The organism is Yersinia aldovae 670-83 (assembly GCF_000834395.1).
GTDB classification, from domain to species: domain Bacteria; phylum Pseudomonadota; class Gammaproteobacteria; order Enterobacterales; family Enterobacteriaceae; genus Yersinia; species Yersinia aldovae.
On the sequence record NZ_CP009781.1, the window covers coordinates 600,697 to 618,793 of the forward strand.

Consider the following 18,097-nt stretch of genomic DNA (forward strand, 5'->3'; position numbering starts at 1 on the left):
TTAGTGCCCCTTTGCTTTGCATCACGATACGCGCTAGCGACGGGCTTCCGCCAAATCACTGGGCATAGTGCCCTGCATACTGTGCCAAATAGCACCACTCTCTTTACCGTATGCACGCAGGCTATCCGGTACCTGATCGTAGGCTTTATCATCACACAGCTGCGACAGCTTGCTATAGAACGTCAATGCCAACTGGCGCGCTTCTGGATTAGAGAAGTAGTAACGCCCGACGCGAGTATATAACCCTTTTAAACCATTCAGGATTAAGCCATAAATCGGATTGCCTGAAGCAAAAGCTAAACCACGGAAAATACCATAATCCAACGCAGTAAACGCTTCTGCGCTGTCATCGACGGTTTTAGCCTCAGCCAGAATTTCCTGAGCCTTATCCGGATGATTACGGATTGCCGTGCGAACAAAAATAGTCGCGATATTTGTTCGTACAGCCAGTAAGTTATCTATCAATTGTGGCACGCTATCATGATCCAAGCGCGCCAGAGTTTCCAAGATACTGAGACCAGAAGTTTCCCAAAAATTGTTTACTTTCGTCGGCTTACCGTGCTGAATAGTGAGCCAGCCATCGCGGGCTAGCCGTTGCAGCACTTCACGCAATGTTGTGCGGGTAACACCAATTAGCTCTGAAAGTTCACGCTCCGCGGGCAAAATAGTGCCTGGAGGGAAGCGATTATTCCAAATACTTTCAATAATATACTCTTCCGCGAAACCGGCAGGACTTTGCGCCTTTATAACCATATTTTTTGACGTTCCGTAGCGATACATTTCAGCAATTTAGTGCGCTCATCATACCAGACCACTGTAACCTGATATAGCACCTCTGCCGAACAAATAGTGAAAGCGGTCATAAAGTTGCGAAAATTGTGCAGTTGTTATGATAGGCAGTTTATACGAACTGCTTTTACAGCAATGACGTAACGGAAAATATAACTTTTAGCGGTAATGCATCACAATAATTTATTCAGGGGATTGTAACTGACGATGGATATGACAAACAGACAAGCTATTCTTAGAAATTTTCTGGGTAACTCACCCGATTGGTACAAACTGGCAATAATCGGGTTTCTCATCATTAACCCACTGGTGTTCTTCTTTGTCAGCCCCTTCCTCGCTGGCTGGATGCTGGTAATCGAATTTATTTTCACCCTGGCGATGGCGCTGAAATGTTACCCATTACAACCAGGAGGGTTACTCGCTATTCAGGCCATTGCTATCGGCATGACCAGCCCACATCAGGTCACAGAAGAGATAGCGGCTAATTTGGACGTTCTCTTACTGCTGATATTTATGGTGGCAGGCATCTACTTTATGAAGCAACTGTTGTTGTTTGTCTTTACCAAACTGTTGCTGAGTATCCGTTCTAAAACCATCCTTTCGTTAGCCTTTTGCGTCGCTTCTGCTTTTCTCTCTGCATTCCTTGATGCATTAACTGTAATTGCAGTCGTTATCAGCATATCTGTTGGTTTCTACACTATTTATCATCATGTTACGTCAAATCATAGCGATAAAGACATTACAGATGACAGTGGTATTGAGAGCCAGGAGAACCGCAAAACACTGGAGCAGTTTCGGGCATTTCTGCGCAGTCTGATGATGCACGCAGGTGTGGGAACGGCCTTGGGCGGGGTGATGACCATGGTCGGCGAGCCGCAGAACCTGATTATCGCCAAAAGTGCCGGCTGGCATTTTGGTGAATTCTTTGTGCGTATGCTACCGGTGACCTTACCGGTTCTGTGTTGCGGCCTGTTAGTTTGTCTGTTTGTCGAGCGTTTCAAGCTGTTTGGTTACGGCGCTCAATTGCCGGACCGGGTGCGCCAGGTGTTGACTGATTATGACAAGCAAGCCGGTGCGAAACGTACCAAACAAGAAAAAATGAAGTTGGTCATCCAGGCGCTAATTGGCGTCTGGTTGGTGTTGGCGCTGGCGTTACATCTGGCCGAGGTAGGGTTGGTAGGGCTATCGGTGATTATTCTGGCCACTTCATTGTGCGGTATCACGAATGAGCACTCACTGGGTAAAGCGTTTCAGGAAGCGTTGCCGTTCGCGGCCTTATTGACCGTATTCTTTGCCGTGGTCGCCGTTATAATCGAACAAAGCCTGTTTACGCCAATCATCCAATTCGTGTTGCAATCTTCGCCATCGGCGCAGTTATCGCTGTTTTATCTGTTTAATGGCCTGCTCTCCTCCGTATCCGACAATGTTTTTGTCGGTACCGTTTATATCAATGAGGCCCGCACCGCATTTGAACAGGGCATTATCTCACTTGGGCAGTTTGAGTTATTAGCGGTCGCAATTAATACCGGAACCAACCTGCCCTCAGTTGCAACGCCGAATGGTCAGGCGGCTTTCTTGTTCCTGCTGACTTCCGCACTGGCACCACTAATCCGGCTGTCTTATGGCCGCATGGTTTATATGGCTCTGCCTTATACTATTGTGATGACGGTGGTCGGGCTGCTGGGGGTGGAGTTTTTATTGGTGCCGGCAACGGAGTGGATGGCGCAGAGTGGCTGGATAAGCTTGCCAAAATAGCCGCAGGGGTTGTCACCACACACTGAACCTTGCATTATAGCTGCTGTCAGCCCTACACTTTCTCTCGGCAACGTTCAATGGCTTGCCGAGAGGCGTTTACGCGCTGGCAGAACAAACCAATATCTTACGAAAAGTTAAATTGATATTCGTGATACCCTGTCACGCGCGAGAAATCGCTGATTTTTACCTAATTTTGCAGTTGGGTGGCTGGCAGCAAAGATGAATTGGTTTACACTGCCGGTACAATTGCTTACTGCATGGAAAATAAAGATATGTTGCAATTCCTTAACCGCTGCTCTAAAGGGCGCGGTGCTTGGCTATTAATGGCCCTGACTGCACTTGCACTAGAATTAGTCGCGCTCTATTTTCAACACGTTATGCTACTACAGCCTTGCGTAATGTGTATTTATGAACGTGCCGCATTATTCGGTATTTTCGGCGCATCATTGCTGGGTGCAATAGCCCCTAAATCACCGCTGCGTTATCTGGCTATTGCCGTCTGGATCTACAGTGCCTGGAGAGGGGTTCAGTTGGCTTGGGTGCATACGATGCTGCAACTGCATCCATCGCCTTTTACCACCTGTGATTTCTTTGTCAACTTCCCCTCGTGGCTACCGTTGGACAAATGGTTCCCGGCGGTATTTCTCGCCAGCGGTGATTGCTCGGTAAAACAATGGGAATTCCTGTCACTGGAGATGCCGCAGTGGTTGGTGGGTATTTTTGCCGCCTACCTGTTAATCGGCGTTCTGGTACTGATCAGCCAATTTGTTAAACCGAAAAGGCGCGATCTGTTTGGTCGATAATTTCCATACGTATCTTTATCTATTAATGGCACCACTATGGTGCCATTTTTATTTATTCGTTAATCAATCCATAATTGATTAACGAATAATTCCACGAGCTGAACGCGAGAAAAAGGCGTTGTAAACTCGCAGTCTTTGCCACTCTCTGGCCATTACGTCAATCTCATCTTTAACATCAGCCACCGGCTTGCCGCTGTGATAGATAAGCTGGTAAGCACGTTCAATCGCATGGTGTTCATCGCGGTTAATCCCGTCGGCACTCATCCCCTGGCTTCTGACACCCACCGGTTTTGCCCTATTCCCCTGCGCAATAACATAGGGCGGTACATCCTGTACCACACAGGTACTGAGATTAATTTGTGCATAAGCACCGATGATACAAAACTGATGGATGGCACTTGCTGCGTAAATCAGAACAAAATCATCCAGTTCCACATGACCGGCCAAACCCACATTCGATGCCAATGAGCAATGGCTACCGATAATACAATCATGGCCAATATGCACATGGCTCATCAGGTAATTATCATCACCCATAGCGGTCAGGCTACTACCCTGAATCGTACCACGATGAATAGTGACATTTTGCTCAATCACATTCCGGTTACCAATAATAACGCGGGTAGGCTCACCGTTATATTTAAGATCCTGATTTACCTCACCAATAGAGGAGAATTGCCCAATATGGTTGTCTTGCCCCAGCTCGGTAATACCATTAATCACAATATGGGATTTCAGTACTGTTCCGGCACCAATAATGACTTGAGAACCAACGAAGCAAAAGTGCCCAATCGGTACATTCGCACCAATGACCGCCCCCTCCTCAATGATTGCAGAAGCAGCGATAACCGCGGTGTTATCAATCACGCTATTTAATTCCCCAGATGTATGGCTCACTCAACTGCTTTGCGGGTAGCGTCATTGCCGACTCAGAATTAATCTATTCGCTGTTTTAGCAGGCATTTACTGATAAAAAAGGGAAAAATTGATTTGCTATATCGGTTTAGCTGCTCATAAGCAAAAACCCCAGTGGTCACCAGGGTTTTGAAAGGGTGCCGGTACTTTCCCGGCCGTCATATTATGGTGTAAGCGTTCATCGTACACTCCGACGTTACACAGCCTAAGCATGACCATTGCACAACAGAGAAGCACACTGCCAATCAATAAGCTTTCCTGCATAGCATCTTATCTATCAACTGCCGTTGATCTAATTATGTTATTATTTTAGCAGGCTAATAATTATACACTGTTATTATCATTCATCAAGCTTATTCAAGAAAACCTCTCATTTAAGATAGTTTTGTCGTTTTTCTATCTTTCATATATTTTCTACAATAGCTTAAAGATCAATGTGGTATATAACAAAAAAGCCACCTTCAAGGCAGCCTTTTTGATTGAGCGAACAACAGATTACGCCGAAGTATAGGTACAAATATATTGGCTGACCTGCTCATTATCAACGATAGCCAGACGTATCGGCATGGCTGAAATATTAAGTGAAGCGATAACCGGCTCTTCGCTGTTAGCCTTCTGGAATATGAGTGCTTCGCCCTGCCCCTCAGGCTTAACTTTTATGAACTGAAAAACGGATTTATCGATGGTCAGTTGCTGATTGGGACCATCTAATATCGCCGCCAGATTACCGCCATTTTTCAGTTGGCAATCCAGATTAATCAATGACGTCCCAGCGGCTTGAACCTGGTGAATACTAGCGAAAGTCGCTGAAACGGTGAAGATAGCAGCAACTAATGTTGAATATTTCATTTTATTGAGTTTCTTGGTTAAATTTCGATGCCAGTATGCCATAGCTGGCTTAGTAAATTCAGACTATCTGGCCCACTGTGGTTTATTTAAAATGTGGTCTTGCCAGTCAACCACTTCACTTTCGCGCACCGCAATATGGCGTACTGAGATACGCTCGCCGTGCATCGCCGCCTTGGAACCGGTTAACAAAGGGTGCCAGTCGGGTAAACCTCGACCCTCTCCCACCATGCGATAAGCGCAGGTAGGTGGTAACCACTCGAATGTCACCAGATTCTCGCGGGTTAGCTTGATGCAGTCTTCTTCCAGCTCAAAGCGCCGCTCATAGTTACGACACTGGCATGTTTTTATATTGAGCTGATCACAGGCCACATTGGTGAAGTAAATCTCATCGGTGTCCTCATCAATCAGCTTATTCAAACAGCATTGACCGCATCCGTCGCACAGTGATTCCCATTCACTATCTGACATTTCAGCGAGTGTTTTTTGCTGCCAAAAAGGAAGTTGTGACATATCGATATCCGGTATAGTTAATAAGCATAGCGTTAAATAAGCGGCTCGTTATAGACGCTTTAGCGGTCAGATGCAAGCCTTGCCGCCTGCGGATATTACGCTGGCGGCAGATTTTAGCTTAGATTATGCGGGTATTCAGCGTCTTGCCATTCAATGAGATTTGCAGCATATCACCCGATTGCATTGGCCCGACTCCCTGAGGTGTACCGGTCAGCACAATATCGCCTGCACGCAAGGTAAAGAAACGGCTAATATAGCTAATTAACGGAATGATAGGGGTGATCATGTCACGGGTATTACCCTGTTGGCGGATTTCACCATTGATTGTCAGCAACAGATCCGCCTGCTGCGCATCGCCAAATTCAGCCACTGGAATAAAGCCAGACATGGGGCAAGAACCATCAAATGCCTTGGCTTTTTCCCACGGTTGACCTGCTTTTTTGAACCCCGCTTGCAAATCACGCAAGGTTAGATCAAGCGCCACACCATACCCTGCAATAGCGCGAGCCACGCGGTCTTCATTCGCTTGTTTCAACGGGGTGCCAATCAAAACGGCCAATTCAACCTCGTGATGTACCGAACCAAAATCCTTCGGGATAGAGACAGGCTGGCGAATATCGCAAAGTGCCGTTTCAGGTTTGATAAACAGCACTGGCTCGACAGAGGCTGTACTTCCCATTTCTTTAATATGTGCGGCATAGTTACTGCCGACGCAAACGACTTTATTTACGGGGAAATCCAGCAAAGCCCCTTGCCAGTCTCTATGTTGATACATACTGTCTCTCCTGAAATTTCACGCTGATAGACACGCCCCACCGCAGCCCATGCCCCATGCAAACAGAGACTATTGGCTTATAGCATCGGCCATCATACCGATGCTGATGGCAAAATAGTAAGAACGGTTCCAGTGCATAATGGTCCGGAAATTATCATAAACCAGAAATGCTCTTCCTCGCACATCATCCGGAATGATAACCCAGGCCCGGAGGTCAGATGATGCAAACTGCCCAGCCGTAGCCGGTGTCACCCCTAACTGCTGCCATTGAGCGACTGTCTTTGCTTGCCCGTTTTTCAATCCAGCCTGGTTTACATCAAAAGTTTGAGGTAAAACAACCTCCTGACCCCAACCTATGCCGGGTTTCCAACCTTCAGTAGACAGATAGTTAGCCGTGGAAGCAAATACATCATCAATATTATTCCAAATATCTATTTTTCCATCACCATCACCATCGGCCCCATAGGTCAGGAAAGAGCTTGGCATAAACTGGCTCTGCCCCATCGCACCGGCCCATGAGCCTTTAAGCTGTGGATCATCAACTTTTCCTTGTTGAATTATTTTCAGCGCAGCAATTAATTCGTTAGTAAAGAAGGCTTCCCGACGCCCTTCAAAGGCCAGCGTAGAGAGCGCTGATATCACATCTTCTTTGCCCTGAATTTTGCCAAAACCGCTTTCCATGCCCCACAGCGCCACAATATAACGTTCGGGTACGCCATAGCGTGCGGTCACTTGTGATAATTGTGGCTGATAGCGCTGATAAATCTCTTTGCCCTGCTCTATTTTGGTCGCAGTCAGAACTTTGGCGAGATAATCATCCAGAGTCACTTTCTTTTCTAACTGATTACGGTCTGACTGGATAACCCGGTCAACAAAATGAATGTTAGCAAAAGCAACATCAAGGGTCGCCTGGCTAATCCCTTTGGCTCTCGCTTGTGCTTTTAATTCATTAACATAGGCAGGGAATTCAGCCGGGGAGCGCCCCTGCTGAGACAACGTAGTTGCTGTGTGGTTACCCGCAGACGACGGCGAACTTAACATCGATTGGGGCGCAGGGGCCGCCTGTGCGCTAGCGATAAGCGGTGTCGCCGTATTTTTATGGGCGCACCCCGCAGACACTAATACTGCCAGCGTGAGTGCGATCATTGACAATTTCATCGGCGTATTCCTTGGTTAAAATGCTACCCTGTGCAGGTGTGAAGATCCCAAGTCAGACGGGTTTCACGCCGTAACTTCCTTCTATTGTAGCTGTGGATGTTGTGACGATGAGCGTTATGAAAATAAAGATTATGGCGATGGGTTTATCGCCATTGGTCACACCGCGCCGCCATTATGCTTTAGTTTCGCCTAAATGCATTTTTAACAAGCTTTCTGGTGGAGGCGGAACTTGCAGATAGAAGCCTTGCTCAACCAATGAGTTCTTCACTTTCTCGACATCAGCGGTAGCGAGGGTTTTACGTTCATTTAACGACAGCAACATCGCAAACTGTGGCTGACCAAAACTGGTGAGTAATTCAGCCGGCACCCGAGAAAAATCATCTTTTTTTTCAATATAAAGGTAGGTTTGATCCCGTTTCGGGCTTCTGTAAATCGCACAAAGCATGTTCTGGACTCTATTTGATGAATTCGATAGTAAACCTGCATAATTAGCAGATAACTATACCACGACTGCACGTTCACACGTTGCAGATATCAATAGATACCAATACAAGGCGGCGGTACATAATATTGGCGCTTGTCTCGGTCAATACGTCTGACTTGGTGGTACGCCTGCTCCTCGCACTTCGCTTTTTTCTCACTTTTACGTCTTGCCGCCTCTGCATCCTCACGAGCTTGCGCCTCGTCTACCTGACGCTGCCAGGATTGTGCGTCGGGTGCAGTGGGTGCCAGTGCTTTGCGCTTTTCCAAATAGTCAGTGGGGACTTTATTATCCTTTGGTATTTCAGCGTGATAATTAAAATCAGCATATGCCGAAAGTGATAAAGATAGAGCTGCACCACAGATGAATGATGGCAGGATGAAGTTCCTTTTCATCGTTATTTTCCTGTACTGATGTTTTATCGAACCCGTAAGTTATCACAAAATAATTATCATTCTCAATAAGGAATCACTAGAGACACTAGTGACTGGCAAAACTAATACCCGATCCCAAGTGAGATTTTTCTGAAATAAATACGGTTGCGTATTTCGACCAACAGATAATAACCTCTTCATTGTCTCTATTTCATCATCTTAAAAGCCGTAATATTGGTGAGCTATAAGTCTATTCGATACAAAACAGCCCTTTTTATGGGTAGAAATAAACCTTAGGTCAGCAAATTTATCTGTTGAAAAAATACACAAGTACAAAACAACAGTGATAACAATTAAATATAGGCAGGTCGGGGCTAGCGAATAGGAGGAACTTATGCTGTAATTTCCTATCAGTTTGGAGTAATTGTGACCTTAAGATCTCAATATATTGATACGGATAGATTTATTTTTATATTACCTATAACATGCTTAGGAACATCGGAATATTGTGCCCCGAATGATATTACGGGGATTAAACGTAGCTGAAACTGAGTCAGGATAGATGTCACAATCGCCAATTGAGTTAAAAGGCAGTAGTTTTACCCTATCGGTCATTCATTTGCATGATGCCCGACCAGAGGTAATCCGTCAGGCTTTACAGGAAAAGGTGGACCAAGCCCCCGCTTTCCTGAAAAACGCCCCTGTTGTGATTAACGTTGCAACGTTACCAAACGGTGCTAACTGGAAAGATCTACAACAGGCTGTCACTTCAGCAGGTCTGCGTATTGTTGGCATCAGTGGTTGTCAGGATGAGCGTCAAAAGCGGGCAATAGCACGGGCAGGTTTGCCGTTATTGAGCGAAGGCAAAGGTCAGAAAATAGCCCCTGAACCTGTCGTCAGCCCACCAGAGAATGCCCCTGTCAAGACACGTATCATCAGTACTCCTGTCCGTTCTGGCCAACAGATCTATGCCCGAAATTGCGATTTGATTGTTATCAGCAGTGTCAGTGCCGGTGCTGAATTAATTGCCGATGGCAATATTCATATCTATGGAATGATGCGAGGCCGTGCGCTGGCAGGTGCATCCGGTGATGCCCAATGTCAGATTTTTTGCACGCATCTGGGTGCTGAACTAGTCTCTATCGCAGGGCAGTACTGGTTAAGTGATCAGATTCCGCCGGGCTATTTCGGTCAGGCAGCACGTCTGCATCTGCTGGATAACGCGTTAACTATACAACCTTTAAATTAAGCCCTTTTGACAAGGAATCCATTTCATGGCACGCATTATTGTTGTTACATCGGGTAAAGGGGGCGTTGGCAAGACCACATCAAGCGCGGCTATCGCAACCGGCTTGGCCCAAAAAGGTAAGAAAACCGTGGTCATCGATTTCGATATCGGCCTGCGGAACCTTGATTTGATTATGGGATGTGAACGCCGGGTCGTTTATGATTTTGTTAATGTTATTCAAGGTGATGCCACGTTGAATCAGGCATTAATCAAAGATAAACGTACAGATAATCTCTATATTCTGCCCGCATCACAAACTCGTGATAAAGATGCCCTGACCAAAGAGGGTGTTGAGAAGATTTTGCACGATCTGGGTGAAATGAATTTCGAGTTCGTGGTGTGTGACTCTCCGGCAGGTATCGAAAGCGGTGCGCTAATGGCGCTCTATTTCGCTGATGAAGCGGTCATCACCACCAATCCGGAAGTCTCCTCGGTACGTGACTCAGACAGAATCCTCGGGATATTGTCCTCCAAGTCACGTCGTGCTGAGAATGGCCAGGAGCCCATTAAAGAGCATCTGCTGTTAACCCGCTACAATCCAGGGCGTGTTAATCGCGGTGATATGCTTAGTATGGAAGATGTCCTCGATATTCTAAGGATACCGTTGGTTGGCGTTATTCCAGAAGACCAATCAGTACTGCGCGCCTCGAACCAAGGCGAGCCTGTTATTCTGGACAAAGAGTCAGATGCTGGTAAAGCTTATGACGATACCGTTGACCGTTTGCTAGGAGAAGAACGCCCCTTCCGCTTCATTGAAGAAGAGAAGAAGGGCTTCCTGAAACGCCTTTTTGGGGGATAAACCATGGCTTTGTTAGACTTTTTTCTGTCCCGCAAAAAACCGACAGCCAATATAGCCAAGGAACGGCTGCAAATTATCGTCGCTGAGCGTCGTCGTGGGGACAGTGAACCCCATTATTTGCCTGACTTGAAACGCGATATTTTGGCGGTTATTTGTAAATATATCCAGATCGATCCTGAAATGCTGCATGTGCAATTTGAGCAGAAAGGGGATGATATTTCGGTGCTTGAACTTAACGTGACATTACCGGAAACGGAAGAAACACCTAAATGATTTCTTCGCAATAACTATCCCCTGTATTTATTTACAGGGGGTATTTCCTTCAAACGGCTGTATATATATCCAGAGTGAAGTCACCTCCACCCTGAATATTGATTAATATTGCTGTAAAATCGCCATTAATTCTACGGACATCAGATCCCCACGCCAGCCACTTAATAATTCAGGTTGTATCTCAGACGACTTCAATTTCCAGTGCCAACTGAGTAACTGATTAATTTGGCGACGCGATGCCAGTAGTTCACTGCTTAATCCACTGCGCTCACTGATTGACGTAATTAATGCTTTAATATCTTTAAAGACCTTCTTGTAGCCAGGTTGATCAATCAGATTAGCCACGGGCAGCGGGAGCTGCTCTTCAGGTACTTTATTTGCTTCTGCCACCAGCGCCAGTAAGGTGCGCCCATGATACCGGATCTCCTGCCCACTCAGGCCCAGAGAGTCCAGTTCACCTAACGAGGTCGGCTGATAACGGGCGACCTGCCACAGGTTCTCTTCACGCACCACAAAATTAACCGCCAAATCACGCTCGCGTGCCTGACGCAAACGCCATGCCGCTAACATCTGCAAACAGGCCAGTTGATGACCGCGCAACTGCCAGGCATTGGTAATCTCGCGGTAAGCCAGCTCTGGATCAAGTGTTTCACTGCGGCGGCGACACAACAATTCACACTCATCAATTGCGGCATCCATACGCCCTGCGGCTTCAGTCGCCTCAACCAGCTTCGCGGCTAACGGCAAAAGATAGAACACATCGGCGGCGGCGTAATCACACTGTTTTTCGCTCAGAGGGCGCGCTATCCAATCGGTGCGTGACTCGCTTTTATCCAGCTCGATACCTTCAAATTCATTCACCAACATGGCAAATCCACAAGACAACGTGCGCCCTGAAAATGCCGCCAGCACCTGCGTGTCAATCATCGGCGTCGGCATCTGCTCAAAAGCATTTAAGAACACTTCCAAATCTTCGCTACCCGCATGTAGGTACTTCACGACACTCAAATCTTGCAGTAACGCGCGGAAGGGTTGCCACTGCGTAATGGGCAAAGGGTCAATCAGTGAAAGTTGTTCACCGTCAAACAGTTGAATCAGCCCCAGTTGAGGATAGTAGGTACGTGTTCTGACAAACTCGGTATCCAGCGCGACATGTGTGTGTGTTCTGGCTTGTTCGCAAACCTGCTGTAACGCACTGTTGGTAGTGATCAACTGATAATTCAAAACGTCATTCTCTATATAGTCGGTAGTCTGTGACAAACACAACAACGCCGGTGATGACCGGCGTTGTTGATGATGATTAGGTGACTCGCTTAGGTTAAGCGGCGTTTTGGTCATCCACCGTAGGCTTAACCTGCTCATCACGTAGTTCTCGGCGCAAAATTTTACCGACATTTGACTTCGGCAACTCGTCACGGAACTCTACAATTCTCGGTACTTTATACCCGGTAAGGTAGCGGCGGCAATGGGTCAATAACTCATCTATTGTTAGTGACGCATCTTTTTTTACCACATAAAGTTTTACCGTCTCACCGGAGACCTCATTAGGCACCCCAACAACGGCAGACTCCAGCACTTTCGTATGCAACGCTACCACATCCTCAATCTCATTTGGGTAAACGTTGAAACCTGAAACCAGAATCATATCTTTTTTACGATCGACAATGCGCAAGAACCCTTGTTCATCCAACGTCGCAATATCACCCGTTGCCAGCCAACCGTCTTTTAATATTTCATCAGTAGCCTCTGGCCGCTGCCAATAGCCTAACATAACTTGTGGCCCACGCACCCATAGTTCACCCGGCTGACCCAATGCAACCTCATGGCCCTCATCATCAACCAGACGTACATCGGTTGAAGGCACCGGTAAGCCAATGCTGCCATTATGGTGCTTCAAATCATAGGGATTGCCGGTAACAAGCGGTGAACACTCAGTTAAACCATAACCTTCCAGCAGGAGCTTGCCGGTCAGTTTTTCCCACCGTTCAGCAACCGCTTTTTGCACTGGCATTCCACCGCCAACTGAAAGACGCAGAGCGGAGAAATCAAGTTTGGTAAACTCCTCGTTATTTAACAATGCGTTAAATAGCGTATTTACCCCGGTTATCGCCGTGAAAGGATAGCGACTTAGCTCTTTCACCATGCCTGGAATATCGCGCGGGTTGGTTATCAATAAACTGCGCCCACCCAACTCGATAAACAGCAAACAGTTCATGGTCAACGCGAAAATATGATAGAGGGGCAGTGCGGTGACGACCATCTCATGGCCGGGTTGCAATAACGGGGCGTAAGCCGCCTTTACCTGTTCCAGGTTCGACTGCATATTACGGTGCGTCAGCATCGCGCCTTTGGCAACACCGGTTGTTCCGCCAGTATATTGCAAAAATGCCATATCGGTATTGATCACGTCGGGCTTAACATATTGCAGGCGGCGGCCTTTTTGCAGCGCGGTGCGAAATGAAATAGCATCCGGCAGATAGTATTTTGGCACCAATCGCTTAATGTATTTCACCACGAAATTCACCAGCGTTCCTTTTGCCGTCGATAGCTGGTCACCCATGCGGGTTAAAATGACGTGTTTTACCTGAGTTTTAAACACCACTTTTTCAAGGGTATGAGCAAAGTTGGAGACAATAACGATGGCGGCAGCCCCGCTATCATTAAGCTGATGCTCAAGCTCTCGCGGGGTATACAGTGGGTTCACATTCACCACAACCATACCCGCACGTAAAATGCCAAACAGGGCAATAGGATATTGCAACAAATTTGGCATCATCAATGCCACGCGGTCACCTTTTTGCAAACCAAGACCTTGTTGCAGATAGGCGGCAAAAGCACGGCTACGCTCTTCCAACTTACGGAAGGTCATCACCTCCCCCATATTGATAAACGCAGGCTGATCTGCATAGCGTAAAGCAGCGCTCTCAAACATTTCCACCAAAGAAGAATAGCGATCCGGATCGATCTCTGCGGGGACATCTGCCGGATAACGCTTTAGCCATACTTTTTCCAAGGTAGTACTCCTGAAATGATTATTGGTCGTTATGGTCGGACACCAATCCACACCAGAACTTTAACAATATTTTAACTCAGCTTACCAGTTTGCTTTTAAACAATTTTGAGGTTGCGATATAGGTCACTATTTTCCAGCACTGAGATCACAAAAATAATTAGCGGCGTCAATATCAACCAGTAATTATTAAATAAATCAATTAGTTATAGTTATTTTTGCTTTTGAGTGACTGTAACCAATTGATTATATACCGTTTTAGTGGTTTTCAGTGCGATAACGGCGGCCATTCGTTTGATTGCTTAACATCACACAGGTTATCTACCTGCCGTATTTAGCCCACTAATTGAGCGGCAAACCGTCATAAAAAAAGGCGCTGACATCAGCGCCCTTCTCAAAGAATAACAACTATCAATATATCGCTAATTATTATAACAACTCTTTATTCCGTAACGATAGTTTGTATCTGTGCCGGGCCTGGATTATACCAACCGCCCCATCCTGGCCCCCACATTCCTGGGTTACGATAGCCCCAAGGCCCCATTGCCGGCGGCATCATCACTTGTTGCTCAAGATTCCAACGCTTGTAACCCGTCGCATTAATCACCACAAAATTGTAAGGTGTCGTACCGATTTTGCCGGCTTCAACACCCGCAATAGGGCCAACAACGGTAACCAGATGCCCACGGAAATCGACCGGTTCAAGGAACCCATTTACATAGGCAATAACACGCCCTTGTGAAGGTTCTCCCAAAGTAGGACGCGCACCAGAATCCAGCGGTACACTGGCAATTTCAAGCCGGGTGCGATGCTGTTCGTTGTTCACATTAATCACCGTGCCACCAAAACGTGCTTCCTGACCCATAAAAGTCTGTGGTGACGTTCTCACCAGATTAAGATTTTGCTGCGGCGTCGCCGTGGTTCCTTGAATCGCCGGAGGAACCGTTACGCAACCCGAAAGTAGCAATACCCCTAGCCCCAGCCAACCATACATCCCTTTGCGGCTTCTGTATTTCATCGAGTGAGTTATTGACGTATTTTTCGCCATCACTTGCTACCCCTTATTATTTCTTAGCTGTCTTAATATTTTAGACTCTAATCTTGATAACAAGTTGCCAGTTTTCTAACGCCCCGGCAGTTTTTTCCAAGTGACTTCATTACGCAGATAAACCGGTTCAGCCAGTTCAACACGCACTGCTTGCCCATTCGCCCAGGATGACAATGCCAGAGGCAGCATATCTTCAGCATGTGGCAGGGCAATTTGCCCGTCAGTCAGCACCACATTGCTGCCGCTGATCAAGTCAGGATAAGTTTGCCAGCCAGTACCCACCGTCGCCCAGTGGCCGTTTAACGACTGCGCACGGGCCACAGTCTGTTCAGGCTTCATCACCGCTTCGGTTTCATCACCCGCCCAATCCCCTGCGCTATTGTGTTCAAACTCCCCCCAATAGACCTCTCCCATACGAGCATCTATTGCGGCCAGCACCCGCGTCGCACCGGTTAGGCGCAATGCGCCTTGCGCCATCGTCTGTAAGGTTGAAACACCGATCATCGGTAAATCAGCGCCTAATGCCAGCCCCTGACCAATACCAATACCAATGCGCACACCGGTGAAACTCCCCGGCCCACGGCCAAACGCCAGTGCATCAAGTTGTTGCAGTGATAAGCCCGAATCAGCCAATATCTGCTGTACCATCGGTAAAATACGTTGGGTGTGTTCCCGTGGACAAAGTTCAAACAGAGCCTGAACTTCGCCGTTATTCCAGAGTGCGACCGAACAAGCTTCTGTCGCAGTATCGATCGCTAAAATTCGCGTGGACATGCCAACCTCGGCAGGAAAGTAGAATGAATTCAATACAGGGCGCGCATGATAGCACACCCCTGCTCGCTTTACCCTCAATCACGCTGCTTGAGAAAAGCAATGGCTTTCGCCAGGCTCCGGGTGCGCGGCGCTGGCGGCAAACTGTTTAAAAACATGGCTCCGTAGGGCCGCATAACCAACCGATTGTCACAAATGACCAGCACCCCGCGATCATCAATGTCACGAATCAACCGGCCCACGCCCTGCTTAAGGGTAATAACGGCATCAGGCAATTGTACGTCATTGAATGGATCACCACCGCGCAGGCGGCAATCCTCAATACGCGCTTTCAACAAAGGGTCATCCGGTGAGGTAAACGGCAATTTGTCGATGATAACGCACGAGAGCGCATCACCACGCACATCAACCCCTTCCCAGAAACTGCTGGTAGCAACTAATAGCGCGTTACCGGCGGCGACAAACTGCGCTAATAACTGCCCTTTACTGGTTTCACCCTGCACCAATACGGGTAACGTCATGCTGGCGCGGAACTCTTCTGCCAGCCCCCGCATCATCTGGTGTGAAGTACACAGGAAAAAACAGCGCCCTTGATTGGCATCAATCAAGGGTTTGAGCATCACGGCAAGTCTGCGCGCCGCCCCCGGTTCATTGGCCGCAGGCAGATCGCGTGGAACACAGAGTAGCGCTTGATTGGCATAATCAAATGGGCTGGGTAACAGCAAGGTCTTGGCATGGGTCAACCCCAAGCGCAAAGTAAAATGTGATAGCTGATCGTTCACCGATAACGTAGCGGAGGTAAAAATCCAGGTGCCGGGCTTCTCTTCGATCAATTCGCGGAAACGGTCTGAGACGGACAGCGGTGTCAGTGCCAGCACGAAATGGCGCGAATTACATTCATACCAGTAGCTGTAGCCTGGGGTGGCTACGTCTTTTAGACGTTTGAGGCGGTTACGATATACTGTAGCCCGTTCAAAAGCCGCGTCCAGCATCGCTGAACGCCCAAGAGACAGCTTCATAACGTCGTAGCACAGCTCCAGCGCATCATCGAGCAGCAATAAGGCGCGCTGGATAGCCGGTTGTTCCATGATATCACGCAAGTTACCGCGATAACCCGGTTCGCCAAGTACTAGGCGAAAATCTTGCGTGCTTTGCGTCAAGCGATCAGCACTTTTTTGCAATTGCGCGGAGTCACGCACTTCGGTGCGATAAGCGATAATGATATCTTTCGCCAAATCCATCAATTGCCGGCTGGTCAGTTGCTGACCAAAATACTGACTGGCGATATCCGGAATCTGATGGGCTTCATCGAAAATCATCACATCGGCGGTGGGGATCAGTTCGGCAAAACCACTCTCTTTCACCACCATATCCGCCAAGAACAGGTGATGATTAACCACCACCACATCCGCATCCATTGCCTTACGGCGCGCTTTCACGACAAAGCAATCTTTATACAGCGGGCAATCGCTGCCCAGACAATTATCATTGGTACTGGTCACCAGTGGCCAGACAAAGCTGTCTTCCGCTACCTGCCCACAGGTGCTGATATCCCCATCGACGGTTTCAGCAGACCACCCCCGCAAGCGCACCAGATCAACCAACGTTTCACCGGCAAGCTCCCCTCCCGCTAGCGATTGCTGCTCGAGGCGTTCCAGACATAAATAATTTGAGCGCCCTTTCAATAGCGCCATCTTACCTTTGTATTTTAGTGCCGTGGCAACGGTGGGCAGATCGCGGGAATAGAGTTGATCCTGCAATGCTTTGGAGCCGGTGGAGATAATCACTTTGCAATCAGCCCGCAGTGCCGGCGCTAAATAGGCAAATGTTTTGCCGGTACCTGTACCCGCTTCCACCACCAGTTGTTGTTTGGTATCGATAGCATCACTGATTGCCGCAGCCATCTGACGCTGAGACTCACGGGGGTTAAAACCTGTAATGGCCTGCGCTAATGCGCCGTCTGTTGCAAAATCGTCTATCACACTTTCTCTTCCGAGTGAAATCAGCGCTGATTATGCCAAGCCTATCGCCCCGCGACCACACATTCTCGCCCTTTGTTATGCTACCCTATCCCCAACAACTGACATCGCCATTCACACACAGGAGCGAAAATGAGTATTGAGCGCATTAATCCAGAAAAACGTTGGTCTGACGCCGTGGTTTACAACGACACAATCTATTACACCAGTGTTCCGGAAAATCTGGATGCCGATATTACCGCTCAGACAGCAAACACGCTGGCAGCAATTGATATGATGCTGAATCAACTGGGTTCGGATAAAGGCCGTATCCTCGATGCGACCATTTTTCTGGCCGATAAAGCGGACTTCGCCGGTATGAATGCGGCCTGGGATGCCTGGGTGGTTGATGGCAATGCACCTGTACGTTGTACGGTCGAAGCCAAATTGATGAATCCAAAGTATAAAGTTGAAATAAAAATCATTGCAGCTATCTGATTCGCAGCCAAATCTCCTTGATTTATCTCGGCCTAATCACAAC

The 18,097-nt window shown here is 47.7% G+C and carries 19 protein-coding genes; 6 read left to right on the forward strand and 13 right to left on the reverse strand.

Annotated features, from left to right (window positions below):
• Positions 1–33: 33 nt before the first annotated feature.
• The gene (fadR, locus tag AT01_RS02745) at positions 34–753 is read right to left on the reverse strand and encodes a fatty acid metabolism transcriptional regulator FadR (RefSeq protein ID WP_042545989.1); all 720 of its coding nucleotides are present in this window, start codon (positions 751–753) and stop codon (positions 34–36) included.
• Between the two features lie 243 nt (positions 754–996).
• Here fadR and nhaB point away from each other — a divergent pair, with 243 nt between their 5' ends.
• Positions 997–2,544, forward strand: a complete 1,548-nt coding sequence (nhaB, locus tag AT01_RS02750) for a sodium/proton antiporter NhaB (protein ID WP_042545990.1) — start codon at positions 997–999, stop codon at positions 2,542–2,544.
• Positions 2,545–2,816: 272 nt separating this feature from the next.
• Positions 2,817–3,347 carry a disulfide bond formation protein DsbB gene (gene dsbB, locus AT01_RS02755; protein ID WP_042548465.1) on the forward strand — a complete coding sequence of 177 codons (531 nt, stop codon included), beginning with the start codon at positions 2,817–2,819 and terminating at the stop codon, positions 3,345–3,347.
• Positions 3,348–3,425: 78 nt separating this feature from the next.
• On the opposite strand, the gene lpxA is transcribed toward dsbB, so the two are convergent.
• The 7 genes from lpxA to AT01_RS02790 form a co-directional block, all read right to left on the reverse strand.
• On the reverse strand, positions 3,426–4,214 hold the full coding sequence (gene lpxA / locus AT01_RS02760; RefSeq protein WP_042548466.1) for an acyl-ACP--UDP-N-acetylglucosamine O-acyltransferase: 789 nt from the start codon (positions 4,212–4,214) through the stop codon (positions 3,426–3,428).
• Positions 4,215–4,757: 543 nt separating this feature from the next.
• Positions 4,758–5,111 (reverse strand): hypothetical protein, encoded by a 354-nt coding sequence (locus tag AT01_RS02765; RefSeq protein ID WP_042545991.1) that lies wholly within the window; start codon positions 5,109–5,111, stop codon positions 4,758–4,760.
• A 63-nt stretch (positions 5,112–5,174) separates the two neighbouring features.
• Positions 5,175–5,621 carry a YcgN family cysteine cluster protein gene (locus tag AT01_RS02770; protein WP_004699075.1) on the reverse strand — a complete coding sequence of 149 codons (447 nt, stop codon included), beginning with the start codon at positions 5,619–5,621 and terminating at the stop codon, positions 5,175–5,177.
• Between the two features lie 118 nt (positions 5,622–5,739).
• Positions 5,740–6,396: a fumarylacetoacetate hydrolase family protein gene (locus AT01_RS02775; protein WP_042545992.1), complete on the reverse strand. Its 657-nt coding sequence runs from the start codon at positions 6,394–6,396 to the stop codon at positions 5,740–5,742.
• 69 nt (positions 6,397–6,465) lie between these two features.
• A complete protein-coding gene (locus AT01_RS02780) occupies positions 6,466–7,554 on the reverse strand; it encodes a lytic murein transglycosylase (protein WP_042545993.1) in 1,089 nt (362 codons plus the stop codon).
• A 172-nt stretch (positions 7,555–7,726) separates the two neighbouring features.
• Positions 7,727–7,999: a YcgL domain-containing protein gene (locus AT01_RS02785; RefSeq protein WP_042545994.1), complete on the reverse strand. Its 273-nt coding sequence runs from the start codon at positions 7,997–7,999 to the stop codon at positions 7,727–7,729.
• 89 nt (positions 8,000–8,088) lie between these two features.
• Positions 8,089–8,430, reverse strand: a complete 342-nt coding sequence (locus AT01_RS02790; RefSeq protein WP_042545995.1) for a hypothetical protein — start codon at positions 8,428–8,430, stop codon at positions 8,089–8,091.
• A 541-nt stretch (positions 8,431–8,971) separates the two neighbouring features.
• Between AT01_RS02790 and minC the strand changes: the two genes are divergently transcribed.
• Genes minC through minE form a run of 3 tightly spaced genes read left to right on the forward strand, consistent with a single transcriptional unit; the run spans position 8,972 to position 10,769 of the window.
• Positions 8,972–9,658: a septum site-determining protein MinC gene (gene minC, locus AT01_RS02795; RefSeq protein ID WP_042545996.1), complete on the forward strand. Its 687-nt coding sequence runs from the start codon at positions 8,972–8,974 to the stop codon at positions 9,656–9,658.
• A gap of 25 nt (positions 9,659–9,683) precedes the next feature.
• Positions 9,684–10,496, forward strand: a complete 813-nt coding sequence (gene minD / locus AT01_RS02800) for a septum site-determining protein MinD (RefSeq protein ID WP_042545997.1) — start codon at positions 9,684–9,686, stop codon at positions 10,494–10,496.
• A 3-nt stretch (positions 10,497–10,499) separates the two neighbouring features.
• The gene (gene minE / locus AT01_RS02805; RefSeq protein ID WP_002211180.1) at positions 10,500–10,769 is read left to right on the forward strand and encodes a cell division topological specificity factor MinE; all 270 of its coding nucleotides are present in this window, start codon (positions 10,500–10,502) and stop codon (positions 10,767–10,769) included.
• A 102-nt stretch (positions 10,770–10,871) separates the two neighbouring features.
• Here the strand turns inward: minE and rnd are convergent, their stop codons facing one another.
• From rnd to AT01_RS02830, 5 genes are all read right to left on the reverse strand, one after another.
• Positions 10,872–11,993 carry a ribonuclease D gene (rnd, locus tag AT01_RS02810; protein WP_004699060.1) on the reverse strand — a complete coding sequence of 374 codons (1,122 nt, stop codon included), beginning with the start codon at positions 11,991–11,993 and terminating at the stop codon, positions 10,872–10,874.
• Between the two features lie 94 nt (positions 11,994–12,087).
• Positions 12,088–13,782, reverse strand: a complete 1,695-nt coding sequence (gene fadD, locus AT01_RS02815; protein WP_004699058.1) for a long-chain-fatty-acid--CoA ligase FadD — start codon at positions 13,780–13,782, stop codon at positions 12,088–12,090.
• Positions 13,783–14,221: 439 nt separating this feature from the next.
• A complete protein-coding gene (locus AT01_RS02820; RefSeq protein ID WP_042545998.1) occupies positions 14,222–14,827 on the reverse strand; it encodes a Slp family lipoprotein in 606 nt (201 codons plus the stop codon).
• Between the two features lie 75 nt (positions 14,828–14,902).
• Positions 14,903–15,601, reverse strand: coding sequence for a tRNA (adenosine(37)-N6)-threonylcarbamoyltransferase complex dimerization subunit type 1 TsaB (tsaB, locus tag AT01_RS02825; protein WP_042545999.1), 699 nt, complete (start codon positions 15,599–15,601; stop codon positions 14,903–14,905).
• A gap of 74 nt (positions 15,602–15,675) precedes the next feature.
• The gene (locus AT01_RS02830; RefSeq protein ID WP_004699052.1) at positions 15,676–17,580 is read right to left on the reverse strand and encodes an ATP-dependent DNA helicase; all 1,905 of its coding nucleotides are present in this window, start codon (positions 17,578–17,580) and stop codon (positions 15,676–15,678) included.
• 129 nt (positions 17,581–17,709) lie between these two features.
• On the opposite strand from AT01_RS02830, the gene AT01_RS02835 reads away from it, so the two are divergent.
• Entirely contained in the window at positions 17,710–18,054 is a 345-nt protein-coding gene (locus AT01_RS02835; RefSeq protein WP_042546000.1) for a RidA family protein, read from the forward strand.
• Positions 18,055–18,097: the final 43 nt, after the last annotated feature.